The organism is Bacillus sp. BS1807G30, from assembly GCF_040047675.1.
Classification (GTDB): domain Bacteria; phylum Bacillota; class Bacilli; order Bacillales; family Bacillaceae; genus Bacillus; species Bacillus altitudinis.
In genome coordinates this window covers 788609-808271 of the sequence record NZ_CP157353.1, presented here as the reverse complement: position 1 = coordinate 808271, position 19663 = coordinate 788609, and the positions used below count along the sequence as shown (strand labels likewise).

Here is a 19663-nt window from a genome sequence, read left to right as displayed (position 1 = left end):
TGTCATAAGGTTCCTTCTGCCTATCAAAAAAGGATGCCCTGAAAAAGGCATCCTTCATGAATCAAACTTAAAATGCAGCACTCAGTACGACAGGGCCTTGCGGAAGCTTGTTATCCTTTTTTGGTTCAAGGGTGACAGCCACAGTATCCCATGATTCGTTTGCTTCTTTTTCAGATAACGCATAGGTGACGGTGCCCTCCCCTTTGCTATCTGTTTTAAAGGCACCGGCCGGAACAGGCTGATCTCCTTTAATGAGCCATACTTGATAAACAGCTGATGAATCAAGCTGATCTTTTAATCCGTCGGCACTCACGACAAGCTCTTTTTTGCCGTGATGCTCAATCACTGAAAAAGCACCCGTTGTTTTTGCTGATTCGGCAGATGCCAGTGATTTTGTCGCAACAACTTTGATAGATTCTTCTGCTTGATCTGTTCCATTTGTTAAGAAATACACGTTCCCAGCTGCAGAAATGAGAAGCAGTGCGGCAACGAGAGGCAAAAGCCATTGATTTTTTTTCTTCATTGGCGGTTTCATCTCATTTGCATCACGAACTATTTTGAGATCTTGAGGCGGGTTCGATGTTGCAGCGATTGTTGTCTCTCGTATCTCTTCTTCAAATACCCTGGATAAAATGCGGTCTTTCATCCCTGCGGGAGGCGTTTCGTCCTCTGCTAGAAACGGAATATCAGACATGAGCGATGTCAGTTCTTCAAGCTCTTCTTTGCAATCCGAGCAATGTTTGATGTGCTCTTCAAACTGCGCCTTTTCTTCTCCTTGTAAATGCCCGTTAAAGTAATCAATGACTTGATGTTTACACTGAGTCATGCCTCTTCCTCCTTTCCTCCGCGAGACAGTTTCGTTCGTAAATGCTTCAATGACAATCGAACTCTTCCCTTCACCGTTCCAATAGGGATGCCTAGTTTTTCCGCAATGCTCTTTTGTGTCATTCCTTTAAAATAGACATCTTCGATGATGGTTTGCTGTTCTTTCGACAATGTTGATACTGCTTCACGTATGATTTGTTTTTCTTCGTTCCATTCTACTTCTTTTGACACATCTTCTTGATGATCTGCCAAGTATTCAATATGCTCATCTTCAAGAGCTGTTTCATTTCGGTGTTTCCTTAATAGATCGATTGCCGTGTTTCGTGACATCATAAATAACCATGAGGAAAATTTCCCTTTATCTGTATTGTATTCTCCTATGCCGCGCCAGAGCTTGATAAAGACTTCTTGAAGCACTTCCTCCGCTAGCTCACGGTTTCCAGTCATTTTATAAATAAACGAATATAACACACGTTCATAGCGATCGTACAATAATTCAAGCGAGGGCTTATGTCGATCATGTTTGATCTTGTGATAGAGCTCAAAATCCTTCAGTGTGTCCATGGTCATCTCCTTCCTTTTTCATGAGAAAGAGCATTATGCATTCATCATGAAATCTTCACGTATGGCTCATCACTCAAATTGCTGAGATAAGCCTCCTTTGTACTTTACTCTTTTTTCAAGGAGAAAAAAAGAGCGCTGAAAAAGGAAATGTGTTCCTCATGAGAATGTACTTACTAAACGGATGGATTGACCATTTGGATCACCCACCTCAAGGAAAGTCAAGAATGCATGTGTTTCATTCACTGTTCAGTTGATTTTAGCAAACTCTCGTCAGGCTCTCAATTTACATCAGGTAGAACGCATCCTTTCATCATGTCATAATAGAACGAAACAGGAGAACTGGAGTGTCCGAAAATGATTGTAACGATTGTTCTTTTTTTATTAGCTGGTCTGGCTGAAATAGGCGGCGGTTATCTTGTCTGGCTGTGGCTGCGTGAAGCAAAACCCGTCAGCTACGGAATCGCAGGTAGCCTCATCTTGGTCGCTTACGGCGTCATCCCTACATTCCAGCAGTTCCCGACCTTTGGGCGGGTTTATGCAGCCTATGGCGGTGTTTTTGTCGTTCTCGCTGTGTTTTGGGGCTGGTGGGTCGATCGCAAAACCCCTGATATGTACGACTGGATGGGTGCTTTGATCTGTTTAGCTGGTGTCAGTGTGATGTTATTTGCCCCCCGCAGTTAATGGTCGGATGATGATCACACGCTAAAAAGCCGGCAATATGCCGGCTTTTCCTCTTTTACATTCTAAACTGTGTTTCATACAAACGCCGGTACATCCCGTCCATTTCCAGCAGGTCTTCATGCCTGCCTTGCTCCTTGATGCCCTCTTTTGTTAAAACCACAATCCGGTCAGCATGCTGGATGGTCGCTAGGCGATGCGCAATAATAAACGTGGTTCGTCCTTCAGATAGTTCTTCAAGTGAGCCCTGAATAAAGGATTCTGTCTCCGTATCCAGTGAAGATGTGGCTTCATCTAAAATAAAAATTGGTGGATTTTTAAGGAAAATACGTGCAATGGAGATACGCTGTTTTTGTCCACCAGATAACATCATTCCGCGTTCACCGATGATCGTATCAAGCCCATTTGGCAAGCTATTTACAAGATCCTTCAGTTGGGCTTTCTCCACTGCCTGCCACACTTCTTCATCAGATGCATCGAGTTTTCCGTATAAAATGTTTTCTCGGATGGTCCCATGGAATAAATAAATATCTTGCTGCACGACACCAATTTGTCTACGCAGCGAAGGCAGTGTCATCTTTCTTGTCTCTATGCCATCAATTGTAATGGTTCCCTCCTGCCATTCGTAAAAGCGTGGCAGTAAACTGCAAAGCGTCGATTTTCCAGCACCAGAGGGGCCTACGACCGCAATGGTCTCTCCTTGTTTCACCTCAAGATTGATGTCATGAAGAACCGGTTTGTCTAATTCATATTGAAAAGACACGTGCTCAAAAACGATATCCCCTTTCAACTGACCAACTTCAATGGCATCATCCGCGTCCTTTTCATCTGGCGATTGATCGATGAGTGATGCAAATCGTTTAAAGCCCGCTGCACCTTTTGGATACATTTCAATGACTGCATTGATTTGTTGAATGGGTCCTAAGAAGATGCCTGTTAATAGCACAAATGACACAAATTCCCCATACGTCATATTTTTTTGCAGCACAAACCATGCGCCGCATACAAGGCCAAACACTGTCACACTCTTAATAAGAAAATGACTAACAGCGGTATGCACAGCCATCATTTGGTATGTGGTTAGCTTTGTCTTTCTAAATTGCTCGTTATGTTCAATAAATCGGTCCATTTCATGTGATTCATTTCCGAATGCTTTCACAACCCGTATGCCACTAATATTGTTTTCCACACGTGAATGGAATTGACCAATACTCGAGAACATTTTATCAAAAGCAGCAGACATTTTTTTCGTAAAGTAGACGGATAATCCGATCAAGAATGGAACGACAATAAATGTGAGAACCGCCAGCTGCCAATTAATCGACAGCATCAAGCCAAAGGCACCTGTGAGTGTCATCACAGCGATAAATAAATCCTCCGGGCCATGATGCGCGATTTCTCCAATATCCATTAAATCATTTGTCATACGGGACACGAGTTTTCCCGTTTTCTTTTTGTCAAAGAAGCGAAAGGACATTCTTTGTACATGAGAAAATAGCTGATTCCTCATATCCGTTTCTATATTAATGCCTAATTTGTGCCCAAAATAGGTGACGACATAATGCATCGTAGAGCTGATCACGTATAAACTGAGGAGCAGAATGCCCCAAAACCAAATGGCATCCCAATCACCATTTGGCAGCAAATCGTCCATCACTTTACTGATGGCAAGGGGAAAGGATAATTCGAGTAAGGCTGCCAGTACTGCACAGGAAAAATCTAATATAAACAGCCCCATATATGGTTTGTAGTATGAGAAGAAACGCTTTAACAATTGACAGACCTCCTACCGATCAGACATTTCTGTCAATATGTCAGCAAACTCTTCCGCCTGATTTGCTACTGCAATTGGATCGTAAGGCCAGAAGAACTCTGTATCCATTTGATAGGTCTGCTCTTTTTTGACAGATTCTAGACTCTTCCAAATAGAATTGTTTTTATCAAATGTTCCGCCGTTGCTTTCATCAATGAAAATGTAGTCTCCTGCATATTCAGGAAGGGTTTCATAAGAAATGACCTCATACCCTGTCTTACTTTTTAAAATCGTATCTCTGACCTGTTTTGGCGGGTTTACCTGTAATTGCTGATATAATGCCTGCCCGCCTCGGTAAATTCCGTTACCATATACATAGACATCATTTTTAAAAGCGCCCATGATCGAGACCGTTTCATTCTCTTTTAAAGCAGACTTCACTTTTTTTCTAGCAGCCTCGATTCGTTGATCGAAGGCGGTGAGGAATGCTTTTCCTTCCTCTTCTTTATTTAAAACTTTTGCCAGTGTCGTCAATTCTTCATGCGCATCTTTGAAAGAGCCGTAAGGATACACGATGGTAGGGGCTATTTTTTTGTACACATCATAGACTTTTTCATCCTGTACTGCTGTGATAATCAGATCAGGCTTTAAGCTAAGTGCTTTTTCAGCTGAACGCTCGTCACTGATGTCCTCTATTCCTTTTATCTTGTCTTTCAAGTGTACGTTCTTTAAATCCTGCGTGGTCGATCCAACAGGCTGAACGTCAAGTGCAATCACACTCCCTAAATATCCATCTACGAGAATTCGTTTAGGTTCAGCTGGAATCTCTATCTTTCCTTTCACTGTTTCAACCGTTTTCGTTTCTTGCTTTGATTCTGCTGTTTTGGCTTGTTCTTTATTGCCACAGGCCGTCAATATCATTAGAAGAATGACAGCACATATCCAATACGTCTTTTTCATCTCCATATTCCTCCTTCATTTTCGCCACTACAAATGAGAATAGTTATCAATTACTAGTCTCATGTATTCTATCAACCTCACCCGTAGTGGTCTATGGAGGATTCTCGCAACTTACATATGGACAATTGTTGGATAGGCTGGCTGTGTCAATTGAGAGACAAACCGGTCCATCAAAAGAAGTGCACGCTCTCCTTCATCAAATCGAAACTCCTCCAGTTTTACTGGATAAAAGGTACCATTTTTCACAGCCGATAATTGACGAAGAACATCACTTTCTTCCATTCGCTTGTCCATTTGCTTATACCACCCATATTGGTCAGAGACAATAAAAAACATATGATCCGCCTCGTATTCTCCAAGTCTCTCTAAAGGAATGACTGTATGTTGATTAGGAAGAAGAACTTCTTCTAAAATGGCTTTTGGAGGTTTTAAGCCAAGCGTTTCGTAAAGATAGAAGGCCCCTCTTGCCTCATAGGACCACATATACACTTTGTCATGTCCTCTCATTTCATAGATCGCAACGGTCTCGCCTTTTTCTCTAAAGGAAGACAGGGTGTGTCTTGCCTTTTGACTAAGCTGTTCAAATCGTTTCACCCAATCGTTTGCCTCGTGTTCTCTTCCTAAAAGGCGTCCTATAGACAGTACCTCTTGTACAGCATGATGACCGGCGTATGGCAGAACAAGAACTGGTGCGATTTGCTCCAACCGCTTGATCAATGCAGGTTTTGAATAGTAATAGTTAGGGACGATGATGACATCTAATTGAAGTGATTTGAAGACGTCATCAGGCGTGTGTTCATTTATGACGAGCGAACTGGCCAGATGTTCTTTGAGTATATCTGAATGGAGATAGGTTTCTTCGTCAATACAAACAGGCTCAATGCCTATTGCGACCAATGACCCGACAAATTGAAAAGCAGCAATCCGCTCTGGTCTTCGGTTCATTCGAAACTGACTGGGCGTTCTTCCTGTTTTTTGACGGAACTTCCTGCTGAAATATAAACTGTCTGCATACCCGACTTGCCGTGCTATGATTTGAATTTGATCGTCTGTTTGTAAAAGACGTTTTTTGGCTTCGTCTATTCGAATTTGTGCAATGTATTCTGTCACACTCATCCCCATACTTTGTTTGAAAAAGGTAGAAAAGTAACTTTCATGAAACCCCATCTTATGAGCTAAGTCTTTTCTTGTTAGTTTTTGATTATAATGTGCAGTCATATACTGCAAGATCATGTTAATCGAATAATGCACTTTTTCGTTGTATGGCTTGGATTGTTTGCGGAAAATGAACATGATTTCTTCCAGCCATTTCGCCTGTTCTTGTACGATTTGGCTCGTCTGTATTTGTTTGATGTAAGAAAAAAGGACGGCAGAGCCTTTCACCACTTCACCGTTATCAGGGAGGTCATCGTGATTCACCTTATAGACCAATTCATTTTGTGCATCATGTGCCAGAGTGAATTGGTCAAATGTAACAGTATAGATCACCACTTGCTCGCTGGACAAAGATTGAATCATGACATCTATACCTGAGCGGATCAATACACTGTCTTTGGCGTTTAGCTCATATCGAATTCCTTCCATATCAAGTCTCACCGCACCGTCCGTTGTCAAGAACATCAGTGAAGATGTTTGCCATGAGTCCGTTTGTTTCACAGAAAGAGATCGTTTACTGCTTTCTTTCATGCGAAGAATTGTATGAGTATAGGCGGTCATTTTCTCTTTCTCCTTCCATATAAAAAAGTGCTAAAATAAACCATTTTAGCACTTCAATGTCTGACTGAATGGTGATTATCGCGCTCCAGCCGTTTGTAATTCTTTGTTTTTCTCTTTAAAGCGTTCATTATGTGAAGACACGTACGCTACTTTTTCTGCTTCTGGTTCGATGTATAGCTTTGCGCTATTGAGTGCATTAACTCCATCAACAAACGTACCGGCAATTAAACGCACTTTACTTTTATGTGTGCATAAGTCGCCAACTGCATAGACGCCAGGTAAATTGGTTTCCATCTTTTCATTGACCTCGATGAGTCCCCACTCACCTTGCTTGAGTCCCCATTCTGATAGAACACTTAAATCACCTTTCATGCCATGGTTGACGATGACAGCATCGGTTTCGATTCGTTCGATGTCGCCTGTTTCTAAGTGCTGAATGGTGACGGCTTCAATTTTGTCACCTTGACCATGAAGCTCTGTGAGTTCATGCGGTGTGAGAATGCGAGCACTAGATGCTTTCATGTTGGCGACGTTTTTTTCATGTCCGCCAAACATATCACGACGATGCACAACGGTCACACTTTCAGCAATTGGAACGAGGGCATTTGCCCAATCAACAGCTGAATCTCCGCCTCCAGAGATGACTACCCGCTTTCCTGCAAACGTCTTTAGCTCCTGCACGGTGTAATAAAGGTTTGTTACCTCATAACGGTCTGCATGCTCGATTTCAAGTTTTCGCTGAACTGGAATTCCGTGACCCATGGCTAAGATGAGGGTCTTTGTCAAATGACGATCGCCATTTTCAGCCGTCAGCAGGATATGACCATGCTCATCCCGCTCGAATTGCGTGATTTTTTGATTCAACGCAATCTCTGGTTCAAATGTTTTCGCCTGTGTTTCTAGCTGCTGAATCAGCTGTTCACCTCTTGTTGGCGGCAAACCGCCCACATCCCAAATGACTTTTTCAGGATATAGAAGGATTTTTCCGCCAAGACTTTCGTTATACTCCAGTACCTTCGTCTTTAAATCCCGCATCCCACTATAAAAGGCGGTGTACATTCCTGCTGGACCGCCACCAATAATGGTGACGTCAAACAATTCAAGCTGATCTGTCATTTGAGTCCCTCCGTTTTTCATTGAATGATCTATTTATCGTTGATATTGATTCTCATTATCATATGTATCTATTGTAGTCTACTGTAGCGAAGGGAATCAATAGCTTTCTATAAAAAAAGAACAGGACGAGCATTTACTCGTCCTGTCAGCGTGTAGACAAACCCTCGCATCCTTTGTCAGTCCTGCGTTCCGGTGCTCACGAATGTCAAATTCGCTCCGCTCCAGTACTCGTCCTTCCTAGATTGCAAAGGTTTTCTATCACGCTGAAACGAAGACAAAGGGCTAAAATAAAGTTCATTTTAGCCCTTTGTCTTCGTTACACAATCGTTAAACCGAGGTCCTTTAGTTCAAGAGAGACAAGCCTTGCAATCGCATCTGCCCCTTCTTTCGTAAAATGTGTGCGATCCTCAATGCCTGTCGACAACATGAAGAAAGACGTCGTTTTCTCTATGCCGGAAATTTGATAAAACTGGAGACTAACTGTATTTAAATCAACGAGAAGAACTTCTTCTTCATCGGCTAGTTCTTTCATCGCGGCACAGTAATCAGGAAAATCGTTGATATATTCTCCGTCTTTCTCATGAAAACGTCCGACAGGGGTTAACAAAAGCGGTGTTGCCCCTTTTGCCCTTGCTCCATGAATATATTGTGACAAGTAACTTTTATACGTTGTAAAAGGCTCTGTATGACGCTCTGGCTTCTCCTTAGAAGCATCATTGTGTCCCATTTGTGTGAAAAGCCAGTCTCCCGGCTGAATGACGGACAATATCTGATCAAGGCGTCCTTCTTCAATGAATGTCTTTGAACTTCTTCCACCGATCGCCCGATTCTCGACTTTGACATCATGCGCTGTATAACGGTGTAAAAACTCTCCCCATCCTCCTTGAACAGGACGATCCGGATAAGATGAAACGGTTGAATCACCAGCTAAATAGATGGTTGTCATGTTCATACGCCTCCTTTTTCATTGAGCCACCTCTTCAAGAGCGATGCAGACGCTAGTGGCTACTGAAAAGATATGAAACCATTCACATCGCTTATTCAATGATTCTCTTTTTTGTGCTGAAAACCCTGCTTACGAGGAGATATGAGTGTATGAAATATGCGGCGGAAGTTCTATTTTTGTCTCAGTCGCTCTCTTTAATGCCTGAAGCATATAGCCAATGCCTTGATAGGGAGCGAGCGGATAATTCGCCTTTTGGTGAGGCTGTAATAAAGGATCGATCACTTTCCGATATTTCTTTCCGCCTAGTATGACTAACTCATCATATGCGGCGAGATTTTTTTCATCAAATTGATGACTCAGTTCTTCTCGTGTCACCTGTTCTTTATGCGGTTTGCCAAATGCCACATCATAATTTTCATGAATCATGTCCCCCGCCTTTAGGAATCCGTGCTTTGCGGATAAAATCATCCAGTCTGAAAAGAATGTTTGAGCATAGATTTTTGTTCGCTGATGCAGCGGACTCAAGTAGACGAGACCCGCTGGCTGGCTTCCTGCCTCTGAATTCACGTCCCATATTTTCTTGGCGCCGCACGGGATGATACATATTCGCTTCATCTCTTATTCTCCTTTCTTCGCCGGTACGTTACATAGACGATACAGCCTAGTGCCGTTCCAAGTGTATTTAAGATCATATCATCTATATCACTGCTTCTTGTAATCATACCAGATTGTGAGAATATCCATTGAAGGATTTCGATGATCGCTGACAAGATCAACCCAGCCAGCACCGCCTTTTGAAAGCGACATGTCCGAAAGGCTTGATATAGAAAAAAACCAAGCGGCACAAATAAGAGAATGTTCCCTGCCAAATTTAAAAAGACAAGGTTTGGATAGCCATGCTGAAAGGCGTGTAGGTTTTGTTGAATGGAGTGGAAGGGAATCAGATTGACGCTCACTTGATCTTTTGGTGCCGAAAAGCGATTCGGAAAGACCGTTAAATAAAAGAGAACATTCGTATATACAAATAGAAAAGCAAGGACCATTTCTGTTCGTAAATAGATAAAACGTTGCTGTTTTTTTGCCAGTCTATATCTCATATTTAGATAGAACGGGACGAGCAGAAGAAAATAAGCCATTGAAAACATAGCACTGGATGTCATACAAATAGCTGCCCCTTTCTCACGTCATGCTTGACCATATTACAGGTTATTCAAGCTTTCTTGTATCTATTCATCACTTATTCTCACAATCCATGCGATATTGACAAATCGTCATTTTCTCGGTATACTGACTGACATTCAGTCATTTTAAGGTCGGTGATCCTGTGTCAAAACGAGAAAAAATTATGCTTGCTGCGATTGATGCCTTTAAAGAAAAGGGAATTGAAAAGACGACCATATCGGATATTGTGAAAACAGCAGGTGTTGCGCAAGGGACTTTTTATTTATATTTTCCTTCAAAGCTGTCTGTCATGCCTGCCATCGCTGAACATCTGATCGCACAGATGGTACCTGCCATTGAAAAGGAACTCACTCAGCATGCGGATGTACTTGATCAAGCAGATGCGCTAGTTGAATTTATTTTCTCTTTTACAAGACAATACCGTGATGTTCTTGCCCTGACGTATTCAGGTTTAGCTGCCACCGAGCATTTAAAGGAATGGGAAGATATTTATGAACCGATTTACAAATGGGTCGCTTCTTTTTTAGAAAAGGCAAAACAGGACAAAAGAGTACGTGCGAACTTGAACTGTCAATATGCTGCGAAATTCATTATCGGTTTACTTGAATCATCAGCTGAGCAAATGTACTTATTTACAGAAACAGATACAGAAGAGGTTCTGATTCAAAAACGAGAGGTCAAGCAATTCCTTCTTTACGCACTCGGCATAGAGACACCTTAACTTAGTACAGCACTTGCTGTACGCTCTTTTTTGGCTTCAAAATGACGAATCGTCAGTTTTAAGGTTTAGGAGGAAATACGATGAAAAAAAGCTGGATGTATGTCGCACTCACATGTTTATTTGAATTACTTTGGGTGTTTGGTTTAAATAGAGCTGATGCTGTGTGGGAGTGGGCGATCATTATCTGCCTGATCCCGGTTGATTTTTATTTTTTAATGAAAGCTTGCGAGAAGCTGCCGACAGGGACCGTGTACGCCGTGTTTGCCGGAGTTGGAACGATTGGTACGTCTTTAATGGATTATGCGCTGTTCGGCGGTTCGTTTTCATTAGAAAAGCTCTTATTTATGGGCATTTTAATTCTCGGAATTATTGGACTGAAAGTGTCTGATGGAGATGCACATGAGCAGAAAGGAGAAGCGGTATAAATGGGCTGGTTTTTTGTACTGTTGGCCTCTGCCTGCGAAATTGGCGGAACCATTGGCCTCAATATGTTTAGTAAGAAAAAGCAACTCACGACAGGCATGTTATTTGTCGGCGGATTTGCCTTATCCTTTTTGTTTTTATACGCCTCGTTCTCTTCCGTCCAAGTCTCCATTGCCTATACGGTCTGGATTGGACTTGGAACAGCGGGTTCTGTCTTGTTTAATATGATTCTATTTAAAGAACCGAAAAACATGATTCGTATCCTCAGCTTGTTGCTGATTGTGATAGGCGTCGTTGGGCTGAAGTTGTTTGCGTAATAGAAAAAGCAATGGAATAGATTATCCATTGCTTTTTAAGTTAATTTTTATACTTTTCTTGGTACGCTTTAAATTGTTTTTCGTATTTTTTCAACTTTTCCCCATCGACTTTTGAATTTATTTTCGGTTTCCGCTTTCCAATTACCATTACATCTTTATCTACAATAGGACTTGATAAAAAGATGTATGGTGCAAAACGATCACACTTCGTATTTGGAAGGGTGACGGATAATCTAGCATATTCTTCTGTCGGGAATTGGTTTGAAATGTCAAGTTCCTTGAGTCCCTCTAATGCCGATATTGGCTCTAAAGACTCGTCCTTCACTTTTATATTTGATAAGCACAGATATTTTAAATTCTTGAGGTATCTTAAAGGTTGTAGAGTATTTAAGTTTAATGAATTCCAAATCCCACCTGACAATTGCAACCATTCTAAACCAGTGTTTTTTTGCAAAGGGGCTATGTCATTCAACTTTGAAAAATCTGTTATGGATAAAGATTTCAAAAAAGTATTTTTTGATAAATCCCATAAACTTTGTGCCTTTGTATTCCATTCAAGTGACAATACCTCAACATCTTGAAGAGAACTGATGATTGATAAATCTTCTACTCTCAGTTCACGCATATAGAGCATTTTAGGGTTAACTAAGCTCAAGATCGTATTGAATTCCTTTTGGCCCACTTTGTAAATCCACAATTTCGTCAGGTTAGAAAAAGAGTTCAACCTTTCAATATTTTTTGTTTTTCCTGTGATTAACAACTCTGTGGAATTTTCATCTACGTCGGCTAAATCATGAACAGCTTCTGGTCGTGCATCATGACGAAAAATATATTCAGGGTCTTCTTTTAACATTCTTTTACCTCCACACCTACTAATGATGGATATCTAAATGAATTTTATCAGAGTTTTTCCGAAGAAACAGGGAAAGGGATAAAATCGAGATGGTCTTCTTTGGTCCGTTTAACCACAATCCACCGATGATTACGTCTGTTTTCAATCCATTTTATAAAATCTTTTTCATCTAAAATATGGAGCAACAACATATCAACGACTTCGCTTTCACTATACTCCATATATTCTGCACAGGTCTTGACGATAGCTCGTACTCTTTCATATAAACAAATAAAAGAACTCCAATTCATATACGAATTAGAGTCCTCATTATATAACTAATACAATTTTCCCACCTTAAAATCGAACCCGTTCATTAAAGTCTTCCTTTTTTATTTCTCGTTTAATGTGGATCATGCTGCTCAAGCAAGAAATCCATTGCGTAAATCGATTCGCCTTTTTCATCCAATAAAAAGTATACAATCAAAGGCTCTCCAAAGGACCCTGTCTGCTGCGTAAACAAAACACATGTGAATTTTTCAATACCTATCGGAATCTTTCTTCTTAATAAAGGATGAAGAATAGGCGAAGTCCGAATTGTATCTATATCCACATCCCAACGTTCGTTTTTTAAAGTGGGATAATGCTCTACTAACAATTGGTGTAACATGTCGGTCGTGAGCGTTGCTTTTCCATCAAACTCATCATCTATTATGTTGGTGTTATACATCCGACGGTTGCTTATCCTTTGAAGCATTGATTCGTATTCCTTTTAAGACAAATCGTTTCTGGCCATCAAGAGTACAAGTGATCAATGTCAGTTCATTTTTCCCGCGATCCTTTAGTACATCAACATCCGTCGGTTCTATCGTAGCTGAGCTGACAATTTTGTATTCGTATGTTTCTGCTTGATGATGTAAGACGACTTTTTCTCCTTTAGGCACCTCTGGCAGCTGCCGGAAAAGCCGGTCGCCTCTATACCCTCTATGGCCTGCAATCGTGAAATTTCCTTCACCTGGCATTTGATGAGATTTGATTTGAGTCAGTGCAATACTTAAATTTTCTTTTGTTGTAACAGGTAGCACTTTTTCATTTAAATCAATTGACGGGATTTCAAGCTCCATCGTATCTCGCAGGTCTTCTTCTGACACAGTTAAATGTGGAATAGAAGAAAGGGCATCACTGTCATTTTCTTCAATCATTTTCAATGCCTCTTCCATGGCTGCTGCCTCTTGAGACGTTCGCCACTCATATAGAAAAGGAACGGAGATGAGCATTAGTCCTGCGACCACCAAAAAGCTGCCTAATAAGGTTCTTTTTTTCATCAATACACTCGTTCCTTTCTTTTACTGAATGGTTCTTCTTCTGACTACAAGAAGAACAGTTCCAGACACTACTAGTAAAATCCCTGCATACATCAAATAACGAAGCCATTCTTCCCCAGTCTTTGGCAATTCACCGTTTGAGTCATGAGGCGGATGTTGATCCCCTTGATCTGAGGCTGGAGGATTCGTGTGGTCCTCTTCATTCTTCATTGGAGCATTTTTCACAATCAATGTCTTGATCTCCACTTCGCCCATTTGAATTGTAAAAGCGAGTGGTTTTTTTAACGCTACATAACCATTTGGAGCTTTCGTCTCTGTGAGTGTATATTCACCAGGTTTAAGCCCTTTGACAATGGCTTCTCCGTCTTTTCCTGTTGTCACAGATTTTATCGTTTTCCCAGCTTTTGTACGAATGTCGAAGGCTGCACCTTTTAAGGTTCTATCAGTCTGCTGGTCTACCTTTATGATACGCAGACTTCCTAAAATCAAGTGATTCTTCGCTGTTAATTGAAGAGGCTTCTGCTGATTTTTCTCAATCGTAAACCGGATCGGCTGATCATCTAATTCATAGCCGTGAGGCGCTTTCGTTTCAACGAATTGATATTCTCCCGGTTTTAGATCGTTGATGTGAAGCTTTCCTTTTTGATCCGTTACAAGTGATTTCTTCAACGTTTTCCCGTCTTTACTCTGAAGAGCAAACTCTGCGTTTTCCAGCGTGTGTCCTTCAGCATCCACTTTGGTCAGTTCCACTGCTCCCGGCGTCAGTTTGTTGATCATTTCTACTTTTGCTGGTTTGTCTTGACCTAAACGAATCGTAAATGAGACAGGTGTCTGATCCAATTCATAGCCGGCAATGCTTGCTGTTTCGACAAATTGGTAGGTTCCTGGCTTCAGTTGATCGACTGTCAGTTGACCGTTTTTGTCTGTCTTCAAGTCTTTCTTCACACGCTGATCATGCGCATCAATCAGGTCAAAGGTCACGCCAGCGAGCAACTGACCATCCTCCCCTTTTTTTTCAAGCTTCACAGCACTTGTCGTCCGAATATTTTCTTTAGTCACTTTCACCAGTTGATTTGGATTGAAATCAATCTTGAAGTCTACTGGTTCTGCATCAAGTTGATGTCCAAAAGGAGCCTTCGTTTCAACCAATTGGTAAGATCCTGGTTTCAAATCGTTGACAGTGATGATGCCTTTTTCGTTGGTTGTTAAACCTGACAGCAATTCTTTACCATTGTCATTGAAAAGTGTAAATTCTGCGCCTTTCAATCTTTCTTTTTCTTCCCCTATTTTTGTTAGTTCTACAGAACCTTTCTTGAGCTGATTGATCGCCTCCACTTGAATCAAGTCTTTTTGACCTAATTCAACTTCAAAGACAAGTGGTTTCGCACTCAATTCATAGCCTTCAAGACTCTTTCTTTCAACAAATTGATAGGTTCCAGGTTTTAAACCTGTGAAGGTGATCTTTCCATCCTGATTGGTTGTAATCCCTTCTCCTCCTGCCACTATCTTTCCTTTGGCATCAGATAGATCAAAGACAACCCCTTCTAATGATTTCCCATCTTCACCTTTTTTGTGTAACAACACTCCGCCAGTTGTACGGCTATTTTCTTTTGTCACACTGACCAGCTTCTGAGGGTTAAATGGCATAGCGAAAGTGACAGGTGTTTCGTCAAGCTCATGACCGAATGGCGCCTTCGTTTCAACAAACTGATAGGTTCCAGGTTTCAGATCGTTGACGATGATCTTCCCGTTCTCATCTGTGACAAGACCTGTTTTTATCTCTTTTCCATTTGCATCTACTAGCTTGAATTCTGCTCCTTCAAGGACATCATTCTTTTCACCGAGCTTCGTGAGCTGGACAGCTCCAGTTTTGAGATCATTGATCACTTTGATCTCTGCCGGTTTTTTTTGTGCGATTTCGATGGTAAACGGATAAGGTTTATTTTTCTTTTGGTAACCATCAATACTCTCTGTCTCCACAAGCTGATATTTGCCCGGTTTGAGGTCATCGACCAACAGCTTCCCATCTTCATCTGTTGTCAAATCTTTACGCACGACTTTGTCATTTTGATCCAAGACTTCAAATTGAACACCTTGAAGCTTCTTGCCATCTTCCCCTTCTTTCATCACTTCTAATGCACTTGTTTCATAGAGGTTCTTTTGTGAAATGATGACTGGTTCTTTTGGATCGAGTGGTACTTCAAATGTGATGGGTGTTTCATCTAATACATAACCGTCTGGTGCGTTTGTTTCAATGAGCTGATACGTACCCGGTCTTAGTTCGTTGATCGTGATCTTGCCATCTTTTCCTGTGACAAGCGCATCATTTAGCTCATGCCCATCTTGATCTAAGAGCTTGAACTGTGCACCTTCTAGTCTCTCTCCGCCTTCACCTATTTTGCTCAATTCTGCAGAGCCTTTGATGATGTCATTTACTGCGGTGACAACCGTTGTTTCTGTTTGATTTTCTTTAATAGTGAACGGCCATTTTTGCTGATTTAATTGATAGCCTTTCGGTGCGTTTGTCTCAACAAAGTAATAAGAACCTGGCTCAAGATGTTTGAAAAGGATTTCTCCTTTTTCATCCGTTTTCAAATGGGTTTGGACGGTATCTCCAGATTCATTTCTCAGTTCAAATTCTGCATTTTCTAATGCCGTACCCGTCTCTTTGTCTTTTTTCGTGAGCTTCACATGCTGGCGGATTTCTTGGTTTTGCACCGTCATGCTATTTCCTGTTTTCGTTTGATCTCCTGATTCGTAAGGCTGATCAATCGTGACATTGATCTGTTCCTTCGTTTTCAAATAACCATCAGGTGCTTTCTCTTCTGTCACGATATAGTCACCATACAGAAGACGATCAAATCGAAGAGCTCCTTCTTCATCTGTTGTCTTTGTTCCAATGACGATACCGCTCGCAGCATCTGTCAGAGAAAAGCTTGCTCCTTTTAGCGCTTTTCCACTACTCGCATCTACCTTATGAATGGTTAAAGCGCCAATCGCTCCTGTGCCATCTCCCATGCCAGCGGTACGTTTGACCACAATTGAGGCTTCGGATTCCTTTTTGATTTCTTTTACATTTTCACCTCTAAACGTTACTTCGTTTTGAAGTGTACTTCCCACCTTATCTAAAATGAGAGATTGGTATTCTAAAATATAGGGTCTCGTGATTTCTTCTTTAAATTTGATTTGAAAAGAATCTGGATCGAATTCAAGGTCTAGTTCATAATCCTTCCCTTTTTCCAGCTCATCCTTTTTAGTCACTTGCCCCTTTTCATCTATTGTTGTCGAATAGAGATGAAATGAGTTTTCTATTATGGCTTGGTTACTGCTCGGATGGTCTATAATCGTCGCATCTTGGACTGTTGATTGACCAAAGTTGATATTCAGTTTCCAATCAATGACTTTCCCTTGTTGATTTCCTGATTTGCTCGTGTATTTTCCTCCATTTGGAATGGACACCACAGCATTCACGTCTGATTCTTTCGTCTTTCCATCATAAAGGGTCGCTTTATTTTCGTATGTTTTCTGTACTAAATCCATTCCTTCAACACTTGTTTGATACGTGATTTTGTATGGGGAATCAATGGCATGTTTGAAAATGACTTCGAAGCCTGATTCTCCCTTTTCATTTTCAAGGAATTTGATGTCATAATGTTCTTTCGCTAATACCTCTTTTTCTTCCGCACCATTTTCCCCGCCTTGTAAATCAAGCGAGTAGACGATAATTGAATCTTTAAGCAAACGCTGATTTCCTTGAATGAAATCCTCGATTTTCGCCTCTTCTAGATGTTTCAAATTATAGTTCACACCGATATTCCATGTGATCTCTTTTTTCTTTGCATCATATGTTCCGTTCTTGAACCCATTTGACTGCGTGTATGTGTCAGGCGTAAAGACAGATTGGTTTTCCTTCGTCAAATCCTCGCCATCTTCATTTACCCATTCAAGTTTTACATGGTTACGCAGGTTCTTTTGATCTTTATCTGCTCTTTTTTCATAATCAAAAGACGTTGTATATGTGACGGTATGTTCGGTCTTGATTTCTTTCGTAAATTGAATATCAAATCCATTTGCATGTTCAACGATTTGATAATCTGTGCCTTCTTCAAGCACTGTATTACCTGTCGTCACTTTTAAACTATCTTTTTGCAGCGTCAATCCTTCGTTTGTGAACGTATCTTTTAATATTACGTTGTTCATGGTTTGTTGATCTTTGTTGAAGGTGATATGCCATGGAATGGTCTTGTTCTTGTAATTCGGTGTTCCATGATTTTTCGTTAGGATTTGCTGATCAATTCTTTGCTTCCCTTGTTCGCTCTCTTTGCCAGCTGTTACAGTATTGATAATGTCTTCAGCTTCGAAAATTCGCTCGGTTGCTTTTGTTTGATATGTGATCAGGTAAGCCGATTGAATTTCTTGATTGAATTGCAAGGTAAACCCGTTTTGTTCATCCTTTGTTTGAGGTTGAACCACGTAATTTTCAAATGCTTTTGTTCCTGCTTCGTTGCCGTTCTGATCAATTGTGACTTCTTTGACTTGAATTGAGTCAGATATTAGCGCCTGTGTGCCGTTAAAGAAGTCTTCTATCAAAGCATCCTTTTGAGCCAGCTTTTTTTCGTTATAGTTATACCGAATTTCCCAAGTAATCGTTTGTGTGACTGGATCGTAGTGGGCGGCTTTTTTATTTAAAGGGCTGCCTCTTGTCACATTCACGGTTCCTTCTGCTGAACTAATCACTTTATCAGCAGAGACAAGGGACGCTTTATTACGAAACGCAGACTGATCTTGATTCGTAATGTCCGTTTCATACATTAGACGGTAAGCGAGATGCACGTCATCTTTAAATTCGATCGTGAAATCTTGACCATCTGCTGTTTGGCCGATTGTGTAGTGGTTTTCGTCAAGCAGCTGACCAATCGATGTTTCACCATTTAGCTTTGTATCAACACGATAAAGCTTGATTGAATCTTTTTTTAACGCTTGACCTTCTTGAATCGGATCTAACAGTTTCGCTTGTTTCACATCATCTAAGTCCATATTAAAATCGACTGTCCATTGAATGGTTTCAGCATTGTAAGATTGATTGGGTTCTCCCTTTTTAGAGACATTTGGACCATTTGGAATGTATTGAATCGGGATCGATATCGTATCTTTGCCTTCAATCGGGGTAATCACCACTTCTTTTTCTTCAGTGATCACTGTTTTTTTATCTAATTGCGTCCACACTTGAAGTGTTCCTTGGATATTTGAATATTGTTTAATAAAATCTGTGAACTCGATGGAGGCATTTCCGCTTTCATCTACAGAAAAATAACCAATGATCGATTGATTAAATTTCATCTCGAGTCGATCGATTTTTTCGTAAATGACTAATTCCTCTGGAACCTTGAAATGGAATTCATCCCCGCCATTATAGTTATGACCATTCGGGATGGCCCACTTATAGTTAATGGAAATCAGTGAGTTGACGTCAGGCTTATCAACTGAATTACCTTCCTGATCTTCAAAAATTAATTTGGCATCAGTAAGGAGATTTTCTTGTATCTGCATTTGTTTTGAAACACTTTGCAGCCCTACACGCTTAGACACGTTCACTTTGTTTTTTAGTAACTCATCTTCATCGCTTTGTGTCTTTTGAACAGTTTCTTGATTGTTAGCAGCTTTGTCTTTCTCCGATGAGGTTGAATCATCTTTTGAAAGATTTTCTTTATGCTCATTTTGCTTTGTTTTCTCTTTTTTCTCAGCTATACTGGTGACGTCAATATCTATAGATCCTTCTAAATTCGGATCAAGCTCAATATCTTCATAAAATGTAACTGTCACTTCGTTTTGTTTAGAAACGGTATACTCACCAATAGGTATATCATCGACAGTCAATCGTTCTTTCTGCTCCTTCTCTACCTGAACGGCTGAAGGAAGAGAGAGAACATACGGATATTGCTTTTTGAGATCAATTCCTTTGATAGACCAATGCACAATGGCCTTTCTTACTTGCTGAGCTTCTATGCTTGGTAACTTGTTGCCTTCGCTATCAGCAAACTCAATATTTCCATAAATATTCTCTTGAATGTCTTTAGCTTGTGCCCCTGATAAAGGCAAGACTCCTAATATACTAGACTGTATGACTAACACGGTCATCAGTGCCAGCGACAATATTCTTTTCAATACATCCACCCTTTTCTACAATTATTTTTCAACAACAATTAAAAAATCATTTGTATACTGTCTGATCAATCACTCCGCTTCTGATCAAATTTTTCTAAAATTGCATCTTAAGACCCTATGAATAAAATGAGTTGATCAAC

At 40.7% G+C, this 19663-nt stretch carries 17 protein-coding genes; 4 read left to right on the top strand and 13 right to left on the bottom strand.

Annotated elements, in window-relative coordinates:
- Positions 1 to 67: 67 nt before the first annotated feature.
- Together ABG082_RS04025 and ABG082_RS04020 are read right to left on the bottom strand one after the other, a co-directional pair.
- On the bottom strand, positions 68 to 826 hold the full coding sequence (locus tag ABG082_RS04025) for an anti-sigma factor (protein ID WP_008341680.1): 759 nt from the start codon (positions 824 to 826) through the stop codon (positions 68 to 70).
- Positions 823 to 1389, bottom strand: coding sequence for a sigma-70 family RNA polymerase sigma factor (locus ABG082_RS04020; RefSeq protein WP_017358828.1), 567 nt, complete (start codon positions 1387 to 1389; stop codon positions 823 to 825). The genes ABG082_RS04025 and ABG082_RS04020 overlap by 4 nt, the downstream gene beginning before the upstream one ends.
- A 354-nt stretch (positions 1390 to 1743) precedes the next feature.
- On the opposite strand from ABG082_RS04020, the gene ABG082_RS04015 reads away from it, so the two are divergent.
- The gene (locus ABG082_RS04015) at positions 1744 to 2070 is read left to right on the top strand and encodes a YnfA family protein (protein ID WP_007496671.1); all 327 of its coding nucleotides are present in this window, start codon (positions 1744 to 1746) and stop codon (positions 2068 to 2070) included.
- A 55-nt stretch (positions 2071 to 2125) separates the two neighbouring features.
- Here ABG082_RS04015 and ABG082_RS04010 read toward each other — a convergent pair whose 3' ends face one another.
- From ABG082_RS04010 to ABG082_RS03980, 7 genes are all read right to left on the bottom strand, one after another.
- A complete protein-coding gene (locus ABG082_RS04010) occupies positions 2126 to 3841 on the bottom strand; it encodes an ABC transporter ATP-binding protein (RefSeq protein ID WP_282900554.1) in 1716 nt (571 codons plus the stop codon).
- A 12-nt stretch (positions 3842 to 3853) separates the two neighbouring features.
- Positions 3854 to 4780, bottom strand: a complete 927-nt coding sequence (locus ABG082_RS04005; protein WP_017366861.1) for an ABC transporter substrate-binding protein — start codon at positions 4778 to 4780, stop codon at positions 3854 to 3856.
- A 111-nt stretch (positions 4781 to 4891) separates the two neighbouring features.
- Positions 4892 to 6496 (bottom strand): AraC family transcriptional regulator, encoded by a 1605-nt coding sequence (locus ABG082_RS04000; RefSeq protein ID WP_348936575.1) that lies wholly within the window; start codon positions 6494 to 6496, stop codon positions 4892 to 4894.
- Between the two features lie 75 nt (positions 6497 to 6571).
- Positions 6572 to 7612, bottom strand: coding sequence for an NAD(P)/FAD-dependent oxidoreductase (locus ABG082_RS03995; protein ID WP_017366859.1), 1041 nt, complete (start codon positions 7610 to 7612; stop codon positions 6572 to 6574).
- Between the two features lie 316 nt (positions 7613 to 7928).
- On the bottom strand, positions 7929 to 8558 hold the full coding sequence (locus ABG082_RS03990) for a rhamnogalacturonan acetylesterase (protein ID WP_008341695.1): 630 nt from the start codon (positions 8556 to 8558) through the stop codon (positions 7929 to 7931).
- A gap of 129 nt (positions 8559 to 8687) precedes the next feature.
- The gene (locus ABG082_RS03985) at positions 8688 to 9173 is read right to left on the bottom strand and encodes a DUF6884 domain-containing protein (RefSeq protein ID WP_008341697.1); all 486 of its coding nucleotides are present in this window, start codon (positions 9171 to 9173) and stop codon (positions 8688 to 8690) included.
- Positions 9170 to 9718 (bottom strand): VanZ family protein, encoded by a 549-nt coding sequence (locus ABG082_RS03980; RefSeq protein ID WP_008341698.1) that lies wholly within the window; start codon positions 9716 to 9718, stop codon positions 9170 to 9172. The genes ABG082_RS03985 and ABG082_RS03980 overlap by 4 nt, the downstream gene beginning before the upstream one ends.
- Positions 9719 to 9882: 164 nt before the next feature.
- Here ABG082_RS03980 and ABG082_RS03975 point away from each other — a divergent pair, with 164 nt between their 5' ends.
- The 3 genes from ABG082_RS03975 to ABG082_RS03965 all read left to right on the top strand — a co-directional run bounded on the left by ABG082_RS03975 (position 9883) and on the right by ABG082_RS03965 (position 11201).
- A complete protein-coding gene (locus tag ABG082_RS03975; protein ID WP_008341700.1) occupies positions 9883 to 10461 on the top strand; it encodes a TetR family transcriptional regulator in 579 nt (192 codons plus the stop codon).
- Between the two features lie 80 nt (positions 10462 to 10541).
- Complete coding sequence (locus tag ABG082_RS03970) at positions 10542 to 10886, top strand: SMR family transporter (protein ID WP_003217798.1); 345 nt, start codon at positions 10542 to 10544, stop codon at positions 10884 to 10886.
- Positions 10887 to 11201, top strand: a complete 315-nt coding sequence (locus ABG082_RS03965) for a multidrug efflux SMR transporter (RefSeq protein WP_035391306.1) — start codon at positions 10887 to 10889, stop codon at positions 11199 to 11201. It abuts the gene before it with no gap.
- A 40-nt stretch (positions 11202 to 11241) separates the two neighbouring features.
- On the opposite strand, the gene ABG082_RS03960 is transcribed toward ABG082_RS03965, so the two are convergent.
- From ABG082_RS03960 to ABG082_RS03945, 4 genes are all read right to left on the bottom strand, one after another.
- Complete coding sequence (locus ABG082_RS03960) at positions 11242 to 12054, bottom strand: leucine-rich repeat domain-containing protein (RefSeq protein ID WP_272511852.1); 813 nt, start codon at positions 12052 to 12054, stop codon at positions 11242 to 11244.
- Positions 12055 to 12436: 382 nt separating this feature from the next.
- On the bottom strand, positions 12437 to 12763 hold the full coding sequence (locus ABG082_RS03955) for a hypothetical protein (protein WP_035703717.1): 327 nt from the start codon (positions 12761 to 12763) through the stop codon (positions 12437 to 12439).
- Positions 12756 to 13358 (bottom strand): class D sortase, encoded by a 603-nt coding sequence (locus tag ABG082_RS03950; protein ID WP_017358814.1) that lies wholly within the window; start codon positions 13356 to 13358, stop codon positions 12756 to 12758. The genes ABG082_RS03955 and ABG082_RS03950 overlap by 8 nt, the downstream gene beginning before the upstream one ends.
- 21 nt (positions 13359 to 13379) lie before the next feature.
- Positions 13380 to 19532 carry a SpaA isopeptide-forming pilin-related protein gene (locus ABG082_RS03945; protein ID WP_348936572.1) on the bottom strand — a complete coding sequence of 2051 codons (6153 nt, stop codon included), beginning with the start codon at positions 19530 to 19532 and terminating at the stop codon, positions 13380 to 13382.
- Between the last annotated feature and the right edge of the window lie 131 nt (positions 19533 to 19663).

What these genes read in the sequence shown, in the direction of transcription:
- ABG082_RS03950 (WP_017358814.1), bottom strand. Translation starts at nt 13,358, where the DNA reads ATGAAAAAAAGAACCTTATTAGGCAGCTTTTTGGTGGTCGCAGGACTA.
- ABG082_RS03990 (WP_008341695.1), bottom strand. Translation starts at nt 8,558, where the DNA reads ATGACAACCATCTATTTAGCTGGTGATTCAACCGTTTCATCTTATCCG.
- ABG082_RS03970 (WP_003217798.1), top strand. Translation starts at nt 10,542, where the DNA reads ATGAAAAAAAGCTGGATGTATGTCGCACTCACATGTTTATTTGAATTA.
- ABG082_RS03960 (WP_272511852.1), bottom strand. Translation starts at nt 12,054, where the DNA reads ATGTTAAAAGAAGACCCTGAATATATTTTTCGTCATGATGCACGACCA.
- ABG082_RS03955 (WP_035703717.1), bottom strand. Translation starts at nt 12,763, where the DNA reads ATGTATAACACCAACATAATAGATGATGAGTTTGATGGAAAAGCAACG.
- ABG082_RS03965 (WP_035391306.1), top strand. Translation starts at nt 10,887, where the DNA reads ATGGGCTGGTTTTTTGTACTGTTGGCCTCTGCCTGCGAAATTGGCGGA.
- ABG082_RS04020 (WP_017358828.1), bottom strand. Translation starts at nt 1,389, where the DNA reads ATGGACACACTGAAGGATTTTGAGCTCTATCACAAGATCAAACATGAT.
- ABG082_RS03985 (WP_008341697.1), bottom strand. Translation starts at nt 9,173, where the DNA reads ATGAAGCGAATATGTATCATCCCGTGCGGCGCCAAGAAAATATGGGAC.
- ABG082_RS04025 (WP_008341680.1), bottom strand. Translation starts at nt 826, where the DNA reads ATGACTCAGTGTAAACATCAAGTCATTGATTACTTTAACGGGCATTTA.
- ABG082_RS04015 (WP_007496671.1), top strand. Translation starts at nt 1,744, where the DNA reads ATGATTGTAACGATTGTTCTTTTTTTATTAGCTGGTCTGGCTGAAATA.
- ABG082_RS03995 (WP_017366859.1), bottom strand. Translation starts at nt 7,612, where the DNA reads ATGACAGATCAGCTTGAATTGTTTGACGTCACCATTATTGGTGGCGGT.
- ABG082_RS03980 (WP_008341698.1), bottom strand. Translation starts at nt 9,718, where the DNA reads ATGACATCCAGTGCTATGTTTTCAATGGCTTATTTTCTTCTGCTCGTC.
- ABG082_RS04000 (WP_348936575.1), bottom strand. Translation starts at nt 6,496, where the DNA reads ATGACCGCCTATACTCATACAATTCTTCGCATGAAAGAAAGCAGTAAA.
- ABG082_RS04005 (WP_017366861.1), bottom strand. Translation starts at nt 4,780, where the DNA reads ATGAAAAAGACGTATTGGATATGTGCTGTCATTCTTCTAATGATATTG.